Consider the following 17,542-nt stretch of genomic DNA (forward strand, 5'->3'; position numbering starts at 1 on the left):
GGCCGTCCCCGGCAAGGTCGTCTTCGCCACACCACGGCGGGCGGGGCCGCAGGTCAGTTGCCTGCGGCCGCCGACGGGTCGGGCGACGGCGTGGCGCCCCCGCGCGCCTCGGCCGCGGCCTCCTCCTCCGGGTGGGCGTGCCGGTAGCTCTGCCCGGGCTCCGTCGCGCCGAGCAGCTGGCTGACCGTGACAAGGGTGTAGCCCTTCTCCCGGAGCCGCCGGATGATGTCGGGAACCGCGTCGATCGTCGTCGAGTGGATGTCGTGCATGAGGATGATCGCCCCCGGCTCGGCGTGCTTGACCGCCCGGTCCGCGACGATCTGCGCCTTGCGGTCCTTCCAGTCGTTGGTGTCGACGCTCCACAGGATTTCGGCGAGGCCGTGCTCGCCGCTGACGGTGCGGACCCCCTCGCTGGTGGATCCGTAGGGCGGGCGCATCAGGACCGGCCGGAAACCGGTCTCGCGCCGGATCAGCGCGTTGACGGCGCCCAGCTCGCTGGCGATCTGCTGCGCGGACGCGGCGGCGAGGTCGGGATGGTGCACGGTGTGGTTGGCGAGTTCGTGGCCCTCGGCGTACTCGCGGCGCACCATCGGACCGTACTCGCGGATCGGGCCGCCGGTGAGGAAGAACGTCGCGCGCACATCGTTCTCGCGCAGCACGTCGAGCAGTTCCGCGGTGCGGGCGCCCGGACCGTCGTCGAAGGTGAGGGCGAGGCACTTGGACTCGGGCTTGGAGCAGTCCACCGAATCGTCGGAGGCCGGTATGACGCCCGGCACCGCCTCCGGTGCCGGGATGTCGTCCGGTGCCGGCGGCGCGGCGAGGGCGAAGCCGGTCTCGACCACCGTGGCGGCGGCCTGCGCCCGGCGGCCGAAGTCGGAGAGCAGCGGGTCCGCCTGCTCGCGCGGCACCACCGCGACGATCCGCCCGGATTTCACCGGTGCCACCTGACCGGCGTCGAACTCGACCACGAGGTCGCCGGCGGGGTTGAAGCCCATGGAGTCGTACACCCGCAGGATCGGCTGCAGTGACGCGGGAGCGACATCGTCGTCGCCCTTCAGGGCCTCTCGAACGGTGGTGTTCAGCTCCGCCAGCTCGGCCTGCCCGGCCAGGAGCTCGGTGGAGAAGGCGGTGCGCCCGCTCAGCGCGTCGTACCAGTACGTGGCATAACCGGCACGCGGTCCCTCGGAGTCCTTCTCCTCCTGGGTGAACCGGACGCCGACCACGTCGTCCGCCGCGGCGGTGAGCGCTCCGCTGATCGAGATGCCCTTCGCGCCCGGGTTGGCGGCGGCGAAGTCTTCGACCTCCTGCTCGGCGATCTCGGCGAGCCGTTCGGTGAACGGGTCGGCGTTGGGAACCGTGGGATAACTCACCTCGACGCGGACGGGGTCGTTCTCCGTCGTTCGTTGCTCGCCGAGGTCCTGCACCAGCGCCGGGTCGACCACGGTCAGCTGGTCCGGTTCGCCCTCGGGTCTGGGCCGTGGGTCCTCCTGCTCGCTTCCGGCGTGCTCGGCCCGGTCGCCCCCCGCCGCGCACCCGGCGGCCAGCAGGACGACCGCGGCCACCGCGGCCAGGAGTCTTCCGGCGAGCGGAAGACCCGGCGCGGCGAAGCCGGAGGCGTCGGGTCTGCGGGATGCCATGTCGATCTCACCAGGGTCTCTCAAGGGACAGGACGTCTTTCGCACTCGTGGGTGTCCGTGCTCGATTGCGGCTGTTTGACATGAAAGGTGGCGCGTTCGGGTCGGATGTACCGGCAAACGAGACGCAATCGTCACAACCACCCTTGAACGAGATTAGGTTGCAAACAGTCACGAGTTAACTCCATAGCGTAATAACGGCCTCAAGAAACGTCACACAGGTGACAATCCGTCAAAGCACTACCACTCCCCATAAAACGGACTTATGGCGGCATGCGGATGTGCCGGGCGTTCGGTGAACACCGGGTCCGCAGGGGGTTCTCCACCCGTCTCCGCAGGACACGGCCGCGAACGGCGGACGCCGGAACCGCGCCGCCGAGCCCCCGATTCCCCCGAATCCGCACGCGGCTTCGACCGGCACTTCAGGACGTCCGCGACAGGCCGGTCCTATACTCCCACTCGCGGTTGGTTCATGTGTCGCGAGATGCGGCATGTGTCGTAAGAGGGAACCCGGTGCGAATCCGGGACTGCCCCGCAGCGGTGAGTGGGAACGAGAGCCGTCACCCAGCACTGGGCGCCCACCAGGGCGCCCGGGAAGCGACGGCCGGTAGGAGACGGGACGGCGAGCGCCGCCCCGCCGCGCCCACGAGTCCGAAGACCTGCCACCGCCCGCGGACGCGTCCGGCGCCCGCGGTGGTCCGCGGCCCCGAGGGAGGGCACGGGCGACGGCGGGCGCCGCGCGACGGCAGGCCACGCCGTCCTCGGCAACCCTCGTGCCCGGACTCCGGCTTGTTCGACGAGGGAGAGAGAAGCTGTGCCGACCATGATCCGCTCCACGGCCGCTCGGGCCGACCACGGCACCCGGGGCGGTGGCGCCCGGTGACCACCGTTTCCACGGCCGTCCACGGCTACCCGCGCATCGGCCCCGACCGCGAGCTCAAGCGCGCCTGCGAGGACTACTGGGCGGGACGCGCCGACGCCGACCGGCTCGACGCCGTCGGCGCCCGTCTCCGGCGTTCCGTGTGGGAGACGCTGCGCGACGCCGGCGTCGACCACATCCCCTCCAACACGTTCTCCTACTACGACCACGTCCTGGACACCGCGGTGCTCTTCGGCGCCGTGCCGCCGAGGTTCGCCGCGCCGGCCGACGGCGGCGACGGGCGGACCGGCCGGGAGGCGGAACTCCGGCACTACTTCGCCATGGCGCGCGGTGTGCCCGACGCGCCGCCGCTGGAGATGACCAAGTGGTTCGACACCAACTACCACTACCTGGTCCCCGAACTCGGCCCCGATACCCGGCTCCACCTGGCCGGCGGCAAACCGCTCTCGGAGTACACCCAGGCCCGGGGGCTCGGCATCGAGACGCGGCCGGTCCTGCTCGGCCCGCTCACCTTCCTGCTGCTCGCCAAAGCGGCCGACGGCGCCCCCGAGGGCTGGCGTCCCCTGGACCTGCTCGACGACCTCCTCGCGGGCTACGCCGAACTCCTGGGCGCGCTCTCCCGCGCCGGCGCCCGGTGGGTCCAGCTGGACGAACCCATCCTCGCCACCGACGCGGGCCGGGCCGAGCCCGAGGCGCTGCGGCGGATCGTGACGCGACTCGGCGACCTCACCGAGCGCCCGCGGCTGCTCGTCTCGACCTACTTCGGTTCCGTCGGGCGCCAGGCGCTGGACATCCTGCGCGGCAGCCGCATCGACGGCGTCGGCCTGGACCTGGTCAGCGGCCCGGAGTCGGTCACCGAACTCGCGGCCGTGTCCGGGCTGCCCGGCAAGACGCTGGCCGCGGGCGTGGTCGACGGCCGGAACGTGTGGCGGACCGACATCCCGGCCGCGCTGTCCACGCTCGGCTCGCTGCTCGGCCTGGCCGACGAACTCGTCGTCAGCACCTCCTGCTCGCTACTGCACGTCCCGATCGACCTGGCCGCCGAGACCGGCCTCGACCCGCTGCTGCGCGACCGGCTCGCGTTCGCCCGGCAGAAGGTCGACGAGGTCGTGCTGCTCGGGCGGGCGCTCTCCGGCGGCCACGACGCGGTCGCCGGGGAACTGGCGCGCGCCCGCGCCGCCACCGCCGAACGCACCCCGGCCGCCTTCCGCGACCAGCGGGTCCGCGCCCGGCTGGACGCGCTCGGCCCCGAGCCGGCCCGGCGGCGGATCGCCGCCCCGGACACCGGCGCCCTGCCGCCGCTGCCCACCACCACGATCGGCTCGTTCCCGCAGACCGACGACGTGCGCCGCGCCCGCGCCGACCTGCGGGCCGGGCGCATAGACCAGGCCGAGTACGAGCGGCGGATGCGCGCCGAGATCGACCGGGTCATCGCGCTGCAGGAGGACATCGGCCTCGACGTCCTCGTGCACGGCGAACCCGAGCGCAACGACATGGTGCAGTACTTCGCCGAACAGCTCGACGGCTACGCCGTGACCCGCGCCGGCTGGGTGCAGTCCTACGGGTCCCGCTGCGTCCGGCCGCCGATCCTGTACGGCGACGTGCACCGCCCCGCGCCCATGACCGTGGACTGGATCACCTACGCCCAGTCCCGCACCGGCAAGCCGGTCAAGGGCATGCTCACCGGCCCCGTCACCATGCTCGCCTGGTCGTTCGTCCGCGACGACCAGCCGCTCGCCGAGACCGCCCGCCAGGTGGCGCTGGCCCTGCGGGACGAGATCGCCGACCTGGAACGGGCCGGCATCCGGCACGTCCAGGTCGACGAGGCGGCGCTGCGCGAGCTGCTGCCGCTGCGGGCGGAGCGGCGCGCCGAGTACCTGGCGTGGGCGGTCGGCGCGTTCCGGCTGGCCACGTCCGGGGCGGCACCGAGTACCCGGATCCACTCGCACATGTGCTACTCGGAGTTCGGCGACATCGTCGGCGCGATCGAGGCGCTGGACGCCGACGTCACCAGCGTCGAGGCGGCGCGCTCGCGGATGGAACTGGTCGACGACCTCGCCGCCGCCGGCTACGCGCGCGGCATCGGGCCGGGCGTGTACGACATCCACGCGCCCCGGGTGCCGTCGGTGGCCGAGATCGAATCCGGCCTGCGCGCCGCATTGCGGGCCGTGCCTCCCGAGCGGCTGTGGGTCAACCCCGACTGCGGCCTGAAGACCCGAGGGTACGCCGAAGTGGAGCCGGCGCTGCGCAACATGGTCGAGGCCGCCCGGCGGATCAGGGCCGAGCTGGACGCGGGCCGGTAGCCGCGCCGGACCGGTAGCCGCGAAACGGGGGCGTACGGACATCCGTACGCCCCCGTCTCATGCGCACCGCCGGCCGGCGCCGCCTCGGAGGGGAGGGAGGCGGTGGCCGCCGGTCAGCTTCCCACGATGTTCAGCGACTGCCGGCCGAGGCTGGGCAGCAGCTCCTCGACGTCGGAGAACTCCAGCGGAGCCGGCGCGTCCTCCTCCAGCAGGTCCGGGCTCATCCGGTACTGGATGCTGATGTTGATGTTGGCCTCACGAATGAGCAGCGTGCCGACCGAGTAGTTCGCGACGGTCGACTCGGTCGCGAAGATCAGCTTGCTCTCGTCCCCCAGGTTCATGTCCTGGTTCTCGTGGACCTCGGTGTCGATGAACTCGCTGCTCTCGTCGGTCGCGTACTCCACGTTCGACTGGAACAGCTCCTGGGCGCTCTCGACCGAGTCCGAGCCGCCGTAGGGGTAGTCGTAGCTGACGCTGAGGGTGCCGTAGCTGTTGCCGTCCTCGACCGACCACGTGCAGTAGGCGCGGGTGTCGTCGGAGCTGCGGCTGGGGTCGGTCAGCCCCAGCTCGCTGATCGTCTCCTCGCTGAGGGCGGTGCAGGGGTCCTCGGGCAGCGTGTACGGCGGCTCGCCGTTGGCCTGGTCGGTACCCTCGTTGCTCTGGCCCTGGCCGCCGGTCTGGTCCTGCTGCTGGGACCCGTCGTCGGCGACCGGCGGCGGGGTCTCCTCACCGCCGCCGCGCAGCAGCATCACCACCACCGCGATGACGAGGACGAGGATGACGCCGCCGCCCGCGATCACGACCCACAGGCCGGCGTTGCTCTTGCGCGGGGCCGCCGGATAGGCCGGCATCTCCCCGCCCGGACCCGCCGGGCCGCCCGGGCCGTAGGGCGGCTGGCCACCCTGGAACATCTGCTGTTCCTGGGGCGCCTGGAACTGCGGACCGCCCGGTCCCGGCTGGCCGCCGTAGGGGTTGCCGGGGTACGGCGCCTGCCCCCCGGTGCCGGACTCGCCGCCATAGGGGTTCTGGTACGGCCCGCTCGGGTACTGCGGCTGGCCGGCGCCGGGCGCGCCCTGTCCCGGGCCCGGCTGGCCGTATCCACCACCGTAGGGCGACGGCGGCTGCCCTCCCGGGTTGCCCTCACCGCCCTGCGGGTACTGCGGTGGCTGTGTGTAGGGTCCGTTGTCGCTCATGACTCCCCTCGCGCCAGCTGCGTGTCTCAGTGGTCGGACGCGCGTCGGCGCGTTTGTGGTTCCATCCCGTTCGCCGTCCGGCCCGTCCCGCGTGCCGTCGCCGACTCGATCCCCCTGGGGCGTTCGGACGCTCCGGGGGTGCCGTCGACCGCGCTCGTCCCCGGCGATCACCGGGTCCGCCGGGCCGCTCACCGCGCGGAGGCGGGCACGGGCCCACGGCGTTGCGCTCGGTGATTGGCCGCCGGCGGGCGGAAGACCTCTGGGGGCGTCCCCGGCCGGTCCGCGACCGAGGAGCGCGGTGCTGGAATCCTAACCGGAGTGGCCGAGCCCTCGGCAGCCGAATGGGCGCGGAACGCGGCCGAACATACGGGATTGTCACCGTTTCGTGCCGGGACCGTGCCGTTGGTGGCCGCTCCCGGCGGCGCCGCTCGCCGCGGGGACGACCGAAGCGTAGTGGGACCGCCCACGCGGCCACAACCGGCCGCGGCCCGGCGGTGCTCCGGCGGCCCCGGCGGGCGCGGAGGGCTCAGAACATCGAGATGTGGACGTGGTCGTAGTGGTTCTCGGTGATGCTGCCGCGGTCGGACATCTGCCGCCATCCCTCATCGCCGCGCCGGATGTCCCAGATGCGCTGCCGGTAGATGATGTACATGATCCCGAGGCGCTCGGCGTTCTCCTGCGCCCACTCCGCGATCGCGTACCCGTGCTCCATCTGTTCCTGGGTGGGCATCTGGCCGTTGGGATTGACCATGAAGTCGCAGGCCCGCCCGAGCGGGTGCTCGCCCACGACCCAGCCGCCGTCGGGCCGGTAGCAGCCGACTCCACCGTCGTCGCGGTTCTCGCCGAACTCCTCGACGATGAGCTCCCGCATCTGCCGGGTGCGCGGCGTGAGGTTGTCCGGGCCGCCCATCTCCTGCACCGGGTAGTCCGCGATCAGCGCCTGGACCTCCTCGCGCTGCCCCTCCAGCTCCTCAAGGTCCTCCTGGACCTGCTCGACCTTCTCCTGGGCGCTCTCCTGCGCCTTGTCGTCCCGCGCGATCGCCTGCTGCAGCTGCTCGATCCGGTCGTTGTTCCCGGCGGCCAGGTGGTCGACCAGCATGGCGCGGTCGATGATGTCCTGCGGCTCCTCCTCCACGAAGAGCGTCAGCGCCGGTTCCAGGCCGCCGGTCTGGTAGCTGGCGACCGCGAGCTGCTGCACCTGCTCCCGGGCCGCCTCCACCTCCTGCCGGGTACGGTCGGCGCGTTCCTCGGCCTTCTCGGCGTCGGCGATCACGGCCTCCATGTCGCGCAGTTCGCCGTTGTACTCGTCGCCGAGCGCCTCGGCGCGGGAGAGCAGGTCGTCCAGGTTCTCGGCGGGAGCCATGGGCGCGCCCGGGGCGGCCGCGGCCGTGTCCGGCCGGGCGGGGGCGAACACGCACGCGGCGGCCAGCACGGCCGCCATCGCCGCGCCGCCGGCGCGGCGCCCGCGGTGGCCTCGATGGCCGGCGGCCGGTCCTGCGGGGCGCCAGGCCAGCAGGTCCCGCCAGGTCCACGTCGGGGGGTCAGGCGCCCAGAAGTCCGCGTGGTCCGCGACGCGGGTCGAACGGGTGGGCTCCACTTCGTCGCTCCTCAGTTGGCGCAGCCGTCCCCGCGTTCGGTGGGATGCCCGTGGCGGGGTCGGTGTCGCTCGTATCGTCGAGCCGCTCGGCACGCACTCGCCTCGACCGGAGGGGGAGGCGCGGGGGCTGGTGATGCGCCCGAACTTCGAGCACTTTAGGTAAAGATCCGCGGTGGTGCCAACATCGGCAGCCGGAACCGGCCGCCGCGACCGGGCGGGATCCGGCCGGAACGCCGGGGTGACCCGGTCCGAAACGCGTGGCCGGTCATGATTCCGATCACAGGCCCGGCGCGCGGCCGGCGGCGCGCGGTGACCGTCCGCCGCCGAGGGGCCGGTGTGACCGCCCGTGCGGCGCGCGACGTCACGCTCCGCGGTCGCTGAGTGGTCGAACGTCCGCATGTGGTCGGGAATCATCGCACATCAGGAGGCTTAGGGTGTTGGGCGATCACAGGAGCGGTGCGCGAGGGGAGCAGAGATGGGATCTTCGGATGCTTGTCGGCGGCGGGCGTCGGGAGGATCCCGGTGAGCGGGGCGGATGACGCGAAGGCGCACGGCCGCGGTCCACGGACCGGCGCCGTGCTCGTCATCGGACTCGGCGCGCTGACCGCGGTCGGCCCGCTGTCGATCGACATGTACCTGCCCGCCTTCCCCGAGATGGCGGGCGAGCTGCGGACCGGCGCGGCCCAGATTCAACTCACCCTCACCGCGTGCCTCGTGGGGCTCGCCCTCGGGCAGTTGGTGCTCGGTCCGCTCAGCGACGCCATCGGCCGGCGGAACCCGCTGCTGGTGGGCACCGCCGCCTACACGGTGATCTCGCTGCTGTGCGCGGCGGCGCCCAACGCCGAGGCGCTGGCCGGGCTGCGATTCCTGCAGGGCGTGGCCGGCGCGGCCGGCATGGTGATCTCACGCGCCATGGTCCGCGACATCTACTCCGGCCCGGCCGCCACCCGGCTGTTCTCGCGGCTGATGCTCATCATCGGCCTGGCGCCGATCCTCGCCCCCGTCTTCGGCGGGCAGCTCATGCTGGTGACGTCCTGGCGCGGGATCTTCGTGACGCTGGCGATCCTGGGGGCGGGGCTGTTCGCGGTCGCCTGGTTCGTCCTCCGCGAGTCGCTGCCGCCCGAGAAGCGGCGCACGGACGGGCCCCTGGCGGTGATCGGGGTGTTCGCCCGGCTGTTCCGCGATCGCGTCTTCCTGGCCCTGATGCTCACCCAGGGGTTGGCCTCGGCCGGGCTGTTCGGTTACGTCTCGGGCTTCTCCTTCGTCGCGCAGAACGTCTACGACACGTCGGCGCAGACGTTCAGCCTGCTGTTCGGGCTGAACGGTATCGGCATGGTGGTGTTCAGCCAGGTCAACGCCTATCTCGCCGGCCGGGTGACCGAACGCGTGGTGCTCATGGGCGCGCTGTCGGTCGCCGCGGTGGCGAGCGTCGGGCTGGTCGTCGCCACGCTGGCGGGCCTGCCGTTCGCGGTGACCTGCGTCCTGCTCTTCGTGATCATGTGCAGCATGAGCTTCAGCATGCCGACCACGACCTCCCTGGCACTGGGGCGCTACCCGCTCAACGCGGGCAGCGCCTCGGCTCTGCTGGGCACCGTGCAGTTCCTGGTGGGCGCCAGCGCCTCACCGCTGGTCGGGCTCGCCGGCGAGGACAGCGCCCTCGGCATGGTCACGGTCATTATGGCCGGACTGGTGGGGGCGTTCTTGGTGAACCTGATGGCGAGGGGGAGCGACGGAGCGGCGAGCCGTTGAGCGTCCGGAGCCGTCAACGCCGATTGCCGGAGGCCGGTCATGTTGGCGGTGGAGGTGAGCGAGACGGTGAGCGCGACCGGAAGTGCTCCACGGAAGCACCCCACCAACGGTGGACCCTGCGAGGGAGTGACCTCGGTGGGCATCGGGCGCGGCTCTGGCCCCCGCCGACCGTTTTCCAAATTCCCTACTGATAAAGTAGATTTTGTGGTCAAGATTACCGGGTCCTTCCGCTATGGAAACCTGCCGGAAATGGTTGTGTAGAGGGGTGGAGATCCAGTTCAGCGACGGCGCCGGGTGCGCCGTGGGTCCCGGCGCGGCCAGGCCGCTCGCCGCGGGGCGCCGTCCCGGCCGGTGCTGTCGTCCCCGTCCCGGCTGCTGAACGGCGGCGTCCACCCCCGCCGGCCGGCTCCCGGCCGCGTCGCTCCACCACCCGCCGGTCCGTCCCCAACGGATTCGCGTCCGGCCCGATCCGAGCTGCAGAGCACTGAGGAAACGTCGAGGAAACTGTGATAGAGGCTGTGGGCCTGCGTAAGGTCTACCGGTTGAAAGGCCGCGAGGTGCTCGCCCTCGATGGTGTCGACCTGCACGTGCGGCAGGGCGAGATCTTCGGTGTGGTCGGGCAGAGCGGGGCCGGAAAGAGCACCCTGCTGCGGTGTGTGAACCTGCTGGAGCGGCCCACGGAGGGCCGTGTCACCGTCGACGGCGCGGAACTCACCGCCCTGGGCGGGGCCCGGCTGCGCGCGGCGCGGCGCGGGATCGGCATGGTGCACCAGCACTTCGCACTGCTGTCGTCGCGCACCGTCGCCGGCAACGTGGCCTTCCCGCTGGAGATCGCCGGTGTGCCGCGGTCCGAGCGCCGCACCCGCGTCGGCGAGCTGCTGGAGCTGGTGGGGCTCGCCGACAAGGCCGCGGCGCACCCGGCGCAGCTTTCGGGTGGCCAGAAGCAGCGCGTCGGCATCGCGCGTGCGCTGGCCTCGCGCCCCAGGGTGCTGCTCTCCGATGAGGCCACCTCGGCGCTGGACCCGCGGACCACCGAGTCGATCCTGGACCTGCTGCGGCGGCTGAACCGGGAGCTCGGGCTCACCATCCTGCTCATCACGCACGAGATGGACGTCATCAAGCGGATCTGCGACTCCGCCGCGATCATGGCCGACGGCTCCTTCCAGGAGTCCGGCCGGGTGCTCGACCTGCTCGCCACCCCGGGTTCGCGGCTGGCCAGGTCGCTGTTCCCGCTGCCGCCCACCGACGCCCCCGACGTCGTCACGCTCACCTACACCGGCAAGCCCGACGAACCGCTCATGTCCGAACTCACCCGGCGCTTCGACGTCGACGTCAACATCCTCGGCGGTGCCGTGGAGCAGGTGTCCGACCAGTCCGTCGGCCGCCTCAGCATCCAGATCCAGGGGGAGCGCCGCGACGCGGCCCTGACCTACCTGCACGGCAAGGGCCTGCTGGTGGAGGTGGCGGGCTGATGGGGTGGCTGACCGAGCTCGGCGAGCGCTGGCCCGACATGTGGCCGGTGCTCTGGCTGGGCACCCTCGATACGCTCTACATGGTGCTGTGGGCGACCGTGTTCACCGTCCTGTTCGGCCTGCCGCTGGGCGTGCTGCTGGTGACCACCGACCGCGGCGGGCTGACTCCGGCGCCGGTGGTCAAGGCGGCGCTCGGCGCGATCGTCAACATCGGGCGGTCGCTGCCGTTCATCGTGCTGATGGTCGCGGTGCTCTCGCTGACCCGGCTCCTCACCGGCACCACCCTGGGCCCGACCGCCGCCATCGTGCCGCTCAGCATCGGCGCGATCCCGTTCTTCGCGCGGCTGGTGGAGACCGCGCTGCGCGAGGTGGACCGCGGTGTCATCGAGGCGTCGCACGCCATGGGGGCGCGCCGGATCACCATCGTCGCCAAGGTGCTGCTGCCCGAGGCGCTGCCCGGCCTGATCGCCGGGCTGGTCATGACGGTCGTCGCCCTCATCTCCTACTCCGCGATGGCCGGCGCCATCGGCGGCGGCGGACTCGGCGACATCGCCATCCGCTACGGCTACCAGCGGTTCGACGACTACTACCTGTGGGCCACGGTCGTCCTGCTGGTCATCGTGGTCCAGGCCGCGCAGAGCCTCGGCGACGTGCTGGTGCGCCGGCTCTCCCACCGCTGAACCCCCGCCTGTCCAGGCATCCCCGTTTCCCCCGGGTACGTCCGGTGACCCCGGACGGCCCGACCGACCGTGAGGAGCACACACGTGCGCAAGACATGGGCCATCATCGGCGCCGCTACCCTGACGGCCGCGCTGGCGGCCTGCGGCAGCCCGAGCGAGAACGCCGCGCAGGAGGACGCCGGCGGCGACGACCTCGTGACGCTGCGGGTCGGCGTCAACCCGGTCCCGCACGGCGACATCCTGAACTTCGTCCAGGAGAACCTGGCCGCCGAGGCCGGCCTGAACCTGGAGATCGTCGAGATCGCCGACTACAACCAGCCCAACCCGCAACTGGCCGAGGGCGAGCTGGACGCGAACTACTTCCAGCACCGCACCTTCCTGGGCGAGTGGCAGGACGCCAACCCCGACGACGAGCTCGTCTACGTCAGCGACGTGCACGTGGAGCGCCTGGGGCTGTACTCCAGCGAGCACGAGGACGTGGCCGACCTGCCCGACGGCGCCGAGATCGCGGTGCCCAACGACGCCGCGAACCTGGACCGGGCGCTGCGGACCCTGGAGGCCGAGGGCCTGTTCACGATGGACGCCGACGCCGGTGCGCTGGCCACCGAGAACGACATCGCGGACAACCCGCAGGACATCACGGTCACTCCGCTGGAGGCGGCCCAGTTGCCGCGCTCGCTGGGCGACGTCGACGCCGCGGTGGTGAACGGCAACTACGCGATCGAGGCCGACCTCGCCGCCAGCGCCAACGTGCTCGCCTGGGAGCCCGACGACGCCGAGGACTACATCGAGAACTACGCCAACGGCCTGGTGGTCCGCGCCGAGGACGAGGGCGACCCCGACATCGCGCGGCTGGCCGAACTGCTGCACAGTGACGAGGTGCGGCAGTACATCGAGGACACCTGGCAGGGCGTGGTCTTCCCGGTGGACGAGCAGGCGTGACCGGGCGCCGGCCGCACCGGCCGGTCCGTGCCGCCCTCCGGGGGCCGGCGGCCGAACCGCCGCCGCCCCCGGGCGTTTCCCGGCCCTCGGGCGGGTAACGGTTGCGTTGCGTCGGTAGAGTAGGGGATTGATTTTAGATGTGGCGCCCATCACTCTGTGTTGGGAGCGCTCCCAGAATCCCGGGTTGCGGGAGCTGCACGTCGTCCACCATGTCTGGAACAGGGGTCGAGATGCAGAACCAGCCACGTCCCGCCTGGCGGGCCGCCATAGCCGCGGCCGGCGCCGCGGCGCTGCTCGCCACCACCGCGTGCGGCGGATCCGGCGACTCCGATGGCGAGGTCACCCTCGTCGTCGACACCTTCGGAGTGTTCGGGTACGAGGAGCTGTACCGGCAGTTCGAGGAGGACAACCCGGGCGTCACCATCGAAGAGCGCAACATCACCGAACTCGCCGACTACACGCCGCAACTCCAGCAGAACATCGCCGCCGGCAGCGGCGCCGGAGACGTCGTCGCGGTCGAGGAGGCCATCCTCGTCCAGTTCCTGGAGCAGGCCGACCGCTTCGTCGACCTCAACGAGTACGGCGGCGCCGAACTGGAGGCGGACTACCTTCCCTGGAAGTGGGAGCAGGGGCACACCCCCGACGGGCGGCTGATCGGCCTGGGCACCGACATCGGCAGCATGGCGATGTGCTACAACATCGAACTCTTCCGCGACGCCGGGCTGCCCACCGACCGCGAAGAGGTCGGCGCGCTGTGGCCAACCTGGGACGAGTTCATCGAGACCGGCCGCGACTTCCAGGAGGCCGAAACCGGGGCCTCGTTCGTCTCCACCATCTCGCCCTACTACGACCTGCTGAAGGTCCAGCCGGGCGGCCACACCTACCAGGACCGCGACGGCAACCTGGTCGTCGACAGCAACCCGAACGTCCGGGACGCCTGGGAGACGGCCACCGAGATGGCGGAGGCCGGGCTCTCGGCCAACCTGCCCCTCTGGTCCGACGAGTGGAACGCCGGCATCCAGAACAACACCTTCGCGACGCTGCCCTGCCCCGCCTGGATGCTCGGCCACATCGAGAGCACCGCCGGTGAGGCCGGCAACGGCAGATGGGACGTCACGACCGTTCCCGGCGGGGGAGGCAACCGGGGCGGCTCCTTCCTCGCCGTCCCCGCCCAGAGCGAGCAGCCCGAGCTCGCCGCGGAGCTGGCGATGCTGCTGAGCAGCCCCGAGGGCCAGCTCGCCGCCTGGGAGGCCGCCAACAACCTGCCGTCCTCGGAGGAGGCCATCGACAGCCCCGAGGTCCAGGAGTTCACCCGCCCCTACTTCAACGACGCCCCCGTGGGTGAGATCTACGGGACGAGCGCCAAGGACCTGGAGCCCGTCTACTTCGGCCCGGACACCCAGGCGATCGACGACTCCTTCCGCGCCGCGCTGGAGGCGGTCGAGCAGGGTCAGGCGAGCCCCGACGAGGGGTGGCAGCGCGTCCTCGACGAAGCCGAGCGCGCCGCCGGCGAAGGCTGACCTCCGGCGACCCGACCGGCGGCCCGGCCCCGCCCTCCCCATCCCCATCACCGCGGCCCCGCGCCGCGCACCGGGGCCGGGCCGCCCTCCTCCCCTGTCCCACCTCCCACCAGGAGCGCGTGACGTGACCCCACCCGCCCGCGGCGGCACCGCGGCACCCGATGCCGCGCCGCCCGACACCGATGAGGCGGCGCGCCGCCGGGAGCGTCGCCGCACCCGGCTCGCCCATCTGGACGTCAAGGGATCCCCCTACCTCTTCATCTCCCCGTTCTTCCTGCTGTTCGGCGTCTTCGGCCTGTTCCCGCTGCTGTACACGGTGTGGGTCTCCCTGCACGAGTGGAGCCTCATCGGCGGGAACGAAGGTTTCGTCGGGCTCGCCAACTACGAGCGGCTCATCACCGACGGCAAGTTCTGGAACGCGCTGTACAACACGCTCGGCATCTTCGTCATCGCCGTCGTGCCGCAGCTGCTCGTGGCGCTGTTCCTCGCCGACCTGCTCAACCGCCGGCTGCGGTGGAGCGGATTCTTCCGGATCGGGCTGATCCTGCCCTATGTCACCTCGATCGCGGCCGTGGCCATCGTGTTCGGCCAGTTGTTCGGGCCGCAGTTCGGAATGGTCAACTATGTGCTGGAGCTCGCCGGGATCGACCCGGTGGACTGGCGCGGCGAGAAGTACGCCTCCTGGGTGGCGATCGCCGTCATGATCGACTGGCGGTGGACCGGCTACAACGCGCTGATCTACCTCGCCGCCATGCAGGCGGTTTCGCGCGACCTGTACGAGGCGGCGGCCCTCGACGGCGCCGGCCGGCTCCGCCAGTTCTGGCAGATCACCATCCCGATGCTGCGCCCGACGATCATCTTCACCGTCATCATCTCCACCATCGGGCAGATGCAGCTGTTCACCGAACCTGCGGTCTTCGGCACCGACGGCGCCATGAACGGCGGCACCGAGAGCCAATTCCAGACCGTGATGATGCTCGTCTACCAGGAGGCGTTCCGCTACGGCAACTACGGCTACGGCTCGGCCGTCGCCTGGATGCTGTTCCTGCTGATCGTGCTGTTCTCCCTCCTCAACGTCCTGGTCACCAGCCGCATCCGGAGCGCCACATGACCGCCACCGCCACCACCACCGCGCGGTCCGCCGCGCGCCGCCCGGCGCGGGGGCGCCCCCGCCGCCGCACCACCGTTGGCATCCGCCAGGCCACCCCGCTCACCTACGTCGCGCTGGTGCTCACCCTGGTGGCGTCGGTGTTCCCGCTGTGGTGGATGTTCGTGGTGGCCACCCGCGACTCGGCCGCCGCCTCCGCCCGCCCACCGTCGCTGCTGCCCGGCCCGAACCTCTCGCTCAACCTGGAGCGGCTGTTCGCCAATAGCACCGCCAACTTCGGCACCGGCCTGATGAACTCGCTGATCGCCGCCACCACCGTGGCGGTGTCGGTGGTGCTGTTCTGCTCGCTGGCCGGGTTCGCCCTGGGCAAGCTGCGGTTCCGCGGCCGGACCGGCTTCACGGTCGCGGTCGTGGCGACGATGGCGGTCCCCGTCCAGGTCGGCGTCATCCCGCTGCTCATGCTGATGGAATGGCTGGGGTGGCGGGGCGAACTGCAGGCGGTGATCGTCCCCTTCATGGTGAGCGGGTTCGGGGTGTTCATGATGCGGCAGTACGTGCAGCAGACCATCCCCGACGAACTGATGGAGGCGGCGCGGATCGACGGGTGCTCCACGTTCCGCATCTACCTCAGTGTGGTACTGCCCGCGCTGCGGCCGGCCATGGTCGTCCTGGGGCTGCTCACCTTCATGACCGTGTGGAACGAGTTCATCTGGGCGCTCGCCGTCCTCACCCCGGCCAACCCGACCGTGCAGTACTCCATCAACCAGCTCAACCTGTCGGCGTTCTCCCGCGACTTCGCGCTGATGTTCACCGGCGCGGCGGTCGCCACCCTGCCGTTGCTGCTCATTTTCATCGTCCTCGGCCGCCAGCTCGTCGGCCGCATCATGGAAGGTGCGATCAAAGCGTGACTCGACGACAGCCCACCCCGTCCGCCGATGGCACCGCGACCGGCGCGGCCCCCGGGGAGCGCCCGGTGCAGGACGCGCCCGTGCGGTTCCCGGCCGGATTCGTCTGGGGCGCCGCCACCGCGTCGTTCCAGATCGAGGGCGCCACCACCGCCGACGGCCGTGGCCCGAGCATCTGGGACACGTTCGCGGCCACCCCGGGCGCGGTGGCCGGCGGCGACACCGGGGAACCGGCCACCGACCACTACCGGCGCTACCCCGAGGACATCGCCCTCATGCGGGAGCTCGGGCTCGGCGCCTACCGCTTCTCGATCGCGTGGCCGCGGGTGCTGCCCGGCGGCGCGGGGGCCGTCAACCGGGCCGGCCTGGACTTCTACGACCGGCTGGTGGACGCGCTGCTCGCCGCCGGCATCGAACCCTGGCCCACCCTCTACCACTGGGATCTGCCGCAGCCGCTGGAGGACGCCGGCGGCTGGCCCGTCCGTGACACCGCCCTGCGGTTCGCCGAGTACGCCGCCGTGGTCCACGACGCCCTTGGGGACCGGGTGGCCAACTGGACCACGCTGAACGAGCCGTGGTGCTCGGCCTTCCTCGGCTACGCCCAAGGCGTGCACGCCCCCGGACGGCGGGAGCCCGCCGCCGCGCTGGCCGCCGTCCACCACCTGCTGCTCGCGCACGGCCTGGCGGCCGAACGGATCCGCGGCGGGCGCACCGCCGACGGCCGAGCGCACCGCGTGGGGCTCGTCCACAACCAGACCGTGCTGCGCCCGCACACCGGCAGCCCGGCCGACCTCGACGCGGCCCGGCGGGTCGACGGGCTGCGGAACCGGATCTTCACCGACCCGGTACTGCACGGCCGCTACCCGGACGACGTGCTGGCCGACGTCGCCGCGGTCAGCGACTTCGGATTCGTGCGCGACGGCGACCTCGCCACCGTCTCCACGCCGATCGACCTGCTCGGCGTCAACTTCTACAACCCGCAGTGGGTCGCGGGCGACGTGCGCGGCGTCGACCCGGCCGCGGTCGAGCAAGGCGACGGCGCCACCTGGGTCGGCAGCGAGGACGTCCGGTTCGTCCTGCAGGGGCTGCCGCAAACCGCCATGGGGTGGGAGGTCGACGCCAGCGGGCTGTACGACGTCCTCGTCCGGCTCGCCGCGGAGAAACCCGGACTGGAGCTGTACGTCACCGAGAACGGCGCCGCCTACGACGACGAGGTGGCCGCCGACGGCGCGGTGCACGACCCCCAGCGGATCGGCTACCTGGACCAGCACCTGCGCGCCGCCCACCGCGCCATCGCCGACGGCGTCCCGCTGCGCGGCTATTTCGCCTGGTCACTGCTGGACAACTTCGAATGGGCGCTCGGTTACAGCCGGCGCTTCGGGCTGGTGCACGTCGATTACCCGACCCAGCACCGGGTGATCAAGGACAGCGGACGGTGGTACGCGCGGGTGGTCCGGAGCGGCGAGGTGCCGCCGCCTGGATCCGGCTCCGACCCCCTCTGACCACCCCCGACGGAGATCGGCGGCCGTTGCGGGTGTACCACAATTGGTGGCAGCCCG

Annotated in this window: 12 protein-coding genes and 1 riboswitch; of the genes, 9 read left to right on the forward strand and 3 right to left on the reverse strand. The window is 71.8% G+C overall.

Going from position 1 to position 17,542, the window contains the following annotated elements; all coding sequences use genetic code 11:
• Window positions 1-53: 53 nt before the first annotated feature.
• Window positions 54-1,637 carry a polysaccharide deacetylase family protein gene (locus ACFQRF_RS23130; RefSeq protein WP_379873276.1) on the reverse strand — a complete coding sequence of 528 codons (1,584 nt, stop codon included), beginning with the start codon at window positions 1,635-1,637 and terminating at the stop codon, window positions 54-56.
• A gap of 445 nt (window positions 1,638-2,082) precedes the next feature.
• A riboswitch (cobalamin riboswitch) is annotated at window positions 2,083-2,315 on the forward strand.
• Window positions 2,316-2,513: 198 nt separating this feature from the next.
• Between ACFQRF_RS23130 and metE the strand changes: the two genes are divergently transcribed.
• On the forward strand, window positions 2,514-4,817 hold the full coding sequence (metE, locus tag ACFQRF_RS23135) for a 5-methyltetrahydropteroyltriglutamate--homocysteine S-methyltransferase (RefSeq protein ID WP_379873277.1): 2,304 nt from the start codon (window positions 2,514-2,516) through the stop codon (window positions 4,815-4,817).
• A 113-nt stretch (window positions 4,818-4,930) separates the two neighbouring features.
• Here metE and ACFQRF_RS23140 read toward each other — a convergent pair whose 3' ends face one another.
• Entirely contained in the window at window positions 4,931-6,010 is a 1,080-nt protein-coding gene (locus ACFQRF_RS23140; protein WP_379873278.1) for a DUF3558 domain-containing protein, read from the reverse strand.
• Window positions 6,011-6,536: 526 nt separating this feature from the next.
• On the reverse strand, window positions 6,537-7,607 hold the full coding sequence (locus ACFQRF_RS23145; protein WP_379873279.1) for a coiled-coil domain-containing protein: 1,071 nt from the start codon (window positions 7,605-7,607) through the stop codon (window positions 6,537-6,539).
• A 522-nt stretch (window positions 7,608-8,129) separates the two neighbouring features.
• Between ACFQRF_RS23145 and ACFQRF_RS23150 the strand changes: the two genes are divergently transcribed.
• The 8 genes from ACFQRF_RS23150 to ACFQRF_RS23185 all read left to right on the forward strand — a co-directional run bounded on the left by ACFQRF_RS23150 (window position 8,130) and on the right by ACFQRF_RS23185 (window position 17,485).
• Window positions 8,130-9,356: a multidrug effflux MFS transporter gene (locus ACFQRF_RS23150; protein WP_379873280.1), complete on the forward strand. Its 1,227-nt coding sequence runs from the start codon at window positions 8,130-8,132 to the stop codon at window positions 9,354-9,356.
• Window positions 9,357-9,874: 518 nt separating this feature from the next.
• Window positions 9,875-10,828: a methionine ABC transporter ATP-binding protein gene (locus ACFQRF_RS23155; protein ID WP_379873281.1), complete on the forward strand. Its 954-nt coding sequence runs from the start codon at window positions 9,875-9,877 to the stop codon at window positions 10,826-10,828.
• Window positions 10,828-11,508: a methionine ABC transporter permease gene (locus ACFQRF_RS23160; RefSeq protein WP_379873282.1), complete on the forward strand. Its 681-nt coding sequence runs from the start codon at window positions 10,828-10,830 to the stop codon at window positions 11,506-11,508. Before ACFQRF_RS23155 ends, ACFQRF_RS23160 begins: the two co-directional genes overlap by 1 nt.
• A gap of 84 nt (window positions 11,509-11,592) precedes the next feature.
• Window positions 11,593-12,450: a MetQ/NlpA family ABC transporter substrate-binding protein gene (locus ACFQRF_RS23165; protein ID WP_379873283.1), complete on the forward strand. Its 858-nt coding sequence runs from the start codon at window positions 11,593-11,595 to the stop codon at window positions 12,448-12,450.
• A 230-nt stretch (window positions 12,451-12,680) separates the two neighbouring features.
• Window positions 12,681-13,970 (forward strand): extracellular solute-binding protein, encoded by a 1,290-nt coding sequence (locus ACFQRF_RS23170; protein ID WP_379873284.1) that lies wholly within the window; start codon window positions 12,681-12,683, stop codon window positions 13,968-13,970.
• Window positions 13,971-14,094: 124 nt separating this feature from the next.
• Window positions 14,095-15,081, forward strand: a complete 987-nt coding sequence (locus ACFQRF_RS23175; protein WP_379873285.1) for a carbohydrate ABC transporter permease — start codon at window positions 14,095-14,097, stop codon at window positions 15,079-15,081.
• Complete coding sequence (locus tag ACFQRF_RS23180; RefSeq protein WP_379873286.1) at window positions 15,078-15,986, forward strand: carbohydrate ABC transporter permease; 909 nt, start codon at window positions 15,078-15,080, stop codon at window positions 15,984-15,986. Before ACFQRF_RS23175 ends, ACFQRF_RS23180 begins: the two co-directional genes overlap by 4 nt.
• Before the next feature lie 65 nt (window positions 15,987-16,051).
• Window positions 16,052-17,485, forward strand: coding sequence for a GH1 family beta-glucosidase (locus ACFQRF_RS23185; protein ID WP_379873400.1), 1,434 nt, complete (start codon window positions 16,052-16,054; stop codon window positions 17,483-17,485).
• The last annotated feature ends 57 nt before the right edge of the window (window positions 17,486-17,542 follow it).

Source organism: Marinactinospora rubrisoli (genome assembly GCF_042664915.1).
In the GTDB taxonomy this organism is placed as follows: Bacteria; Actinomycetota; Actinomycetes; order Streptosporangiales; family Streptosporangiaceae; genus Marinitenerispora; species Marinitenerispora rubrisoli.

Coding starts and splice junctions, on each gene's coding strand:
- ACFQRF_RS23170 (WP_379873284.1), top strand. CDS start 12,681: ATGCAGAACCAGCCACGTCCCGCCTGGCGGGCCGCCATAGCCGCGGCC.
- ACFQRF_RS23160 (WP_379873282.1), top strand. CDS start 10,828: ATGGGGTGGCTGACCGAGCTCGGCGAGCGCTGGCCCGACATGTGGCCG.
- ACFQRF_RS23140 (WP_379873278.1), bottom strand. CDS start 6,010: ATGAGCGACAACGGACCCTACACACAGCCACCGCAGTACCCGCAGGGC.
- ACFQRF_RS23130 (WP_379873276.1), bottom strand. CDS start 1,637: ATGGCATCCCGCAGACCCGACGCCTCCGGCTTCGCCGCGCCGGGTCTT.
- ACFQRF_RS23180 (WP_379873286.1), top strand. CDS start 15,078: ATGACCGCCACCGCCACCACCACCGCGCGGTCCGCCGCGCGCCGCCCG.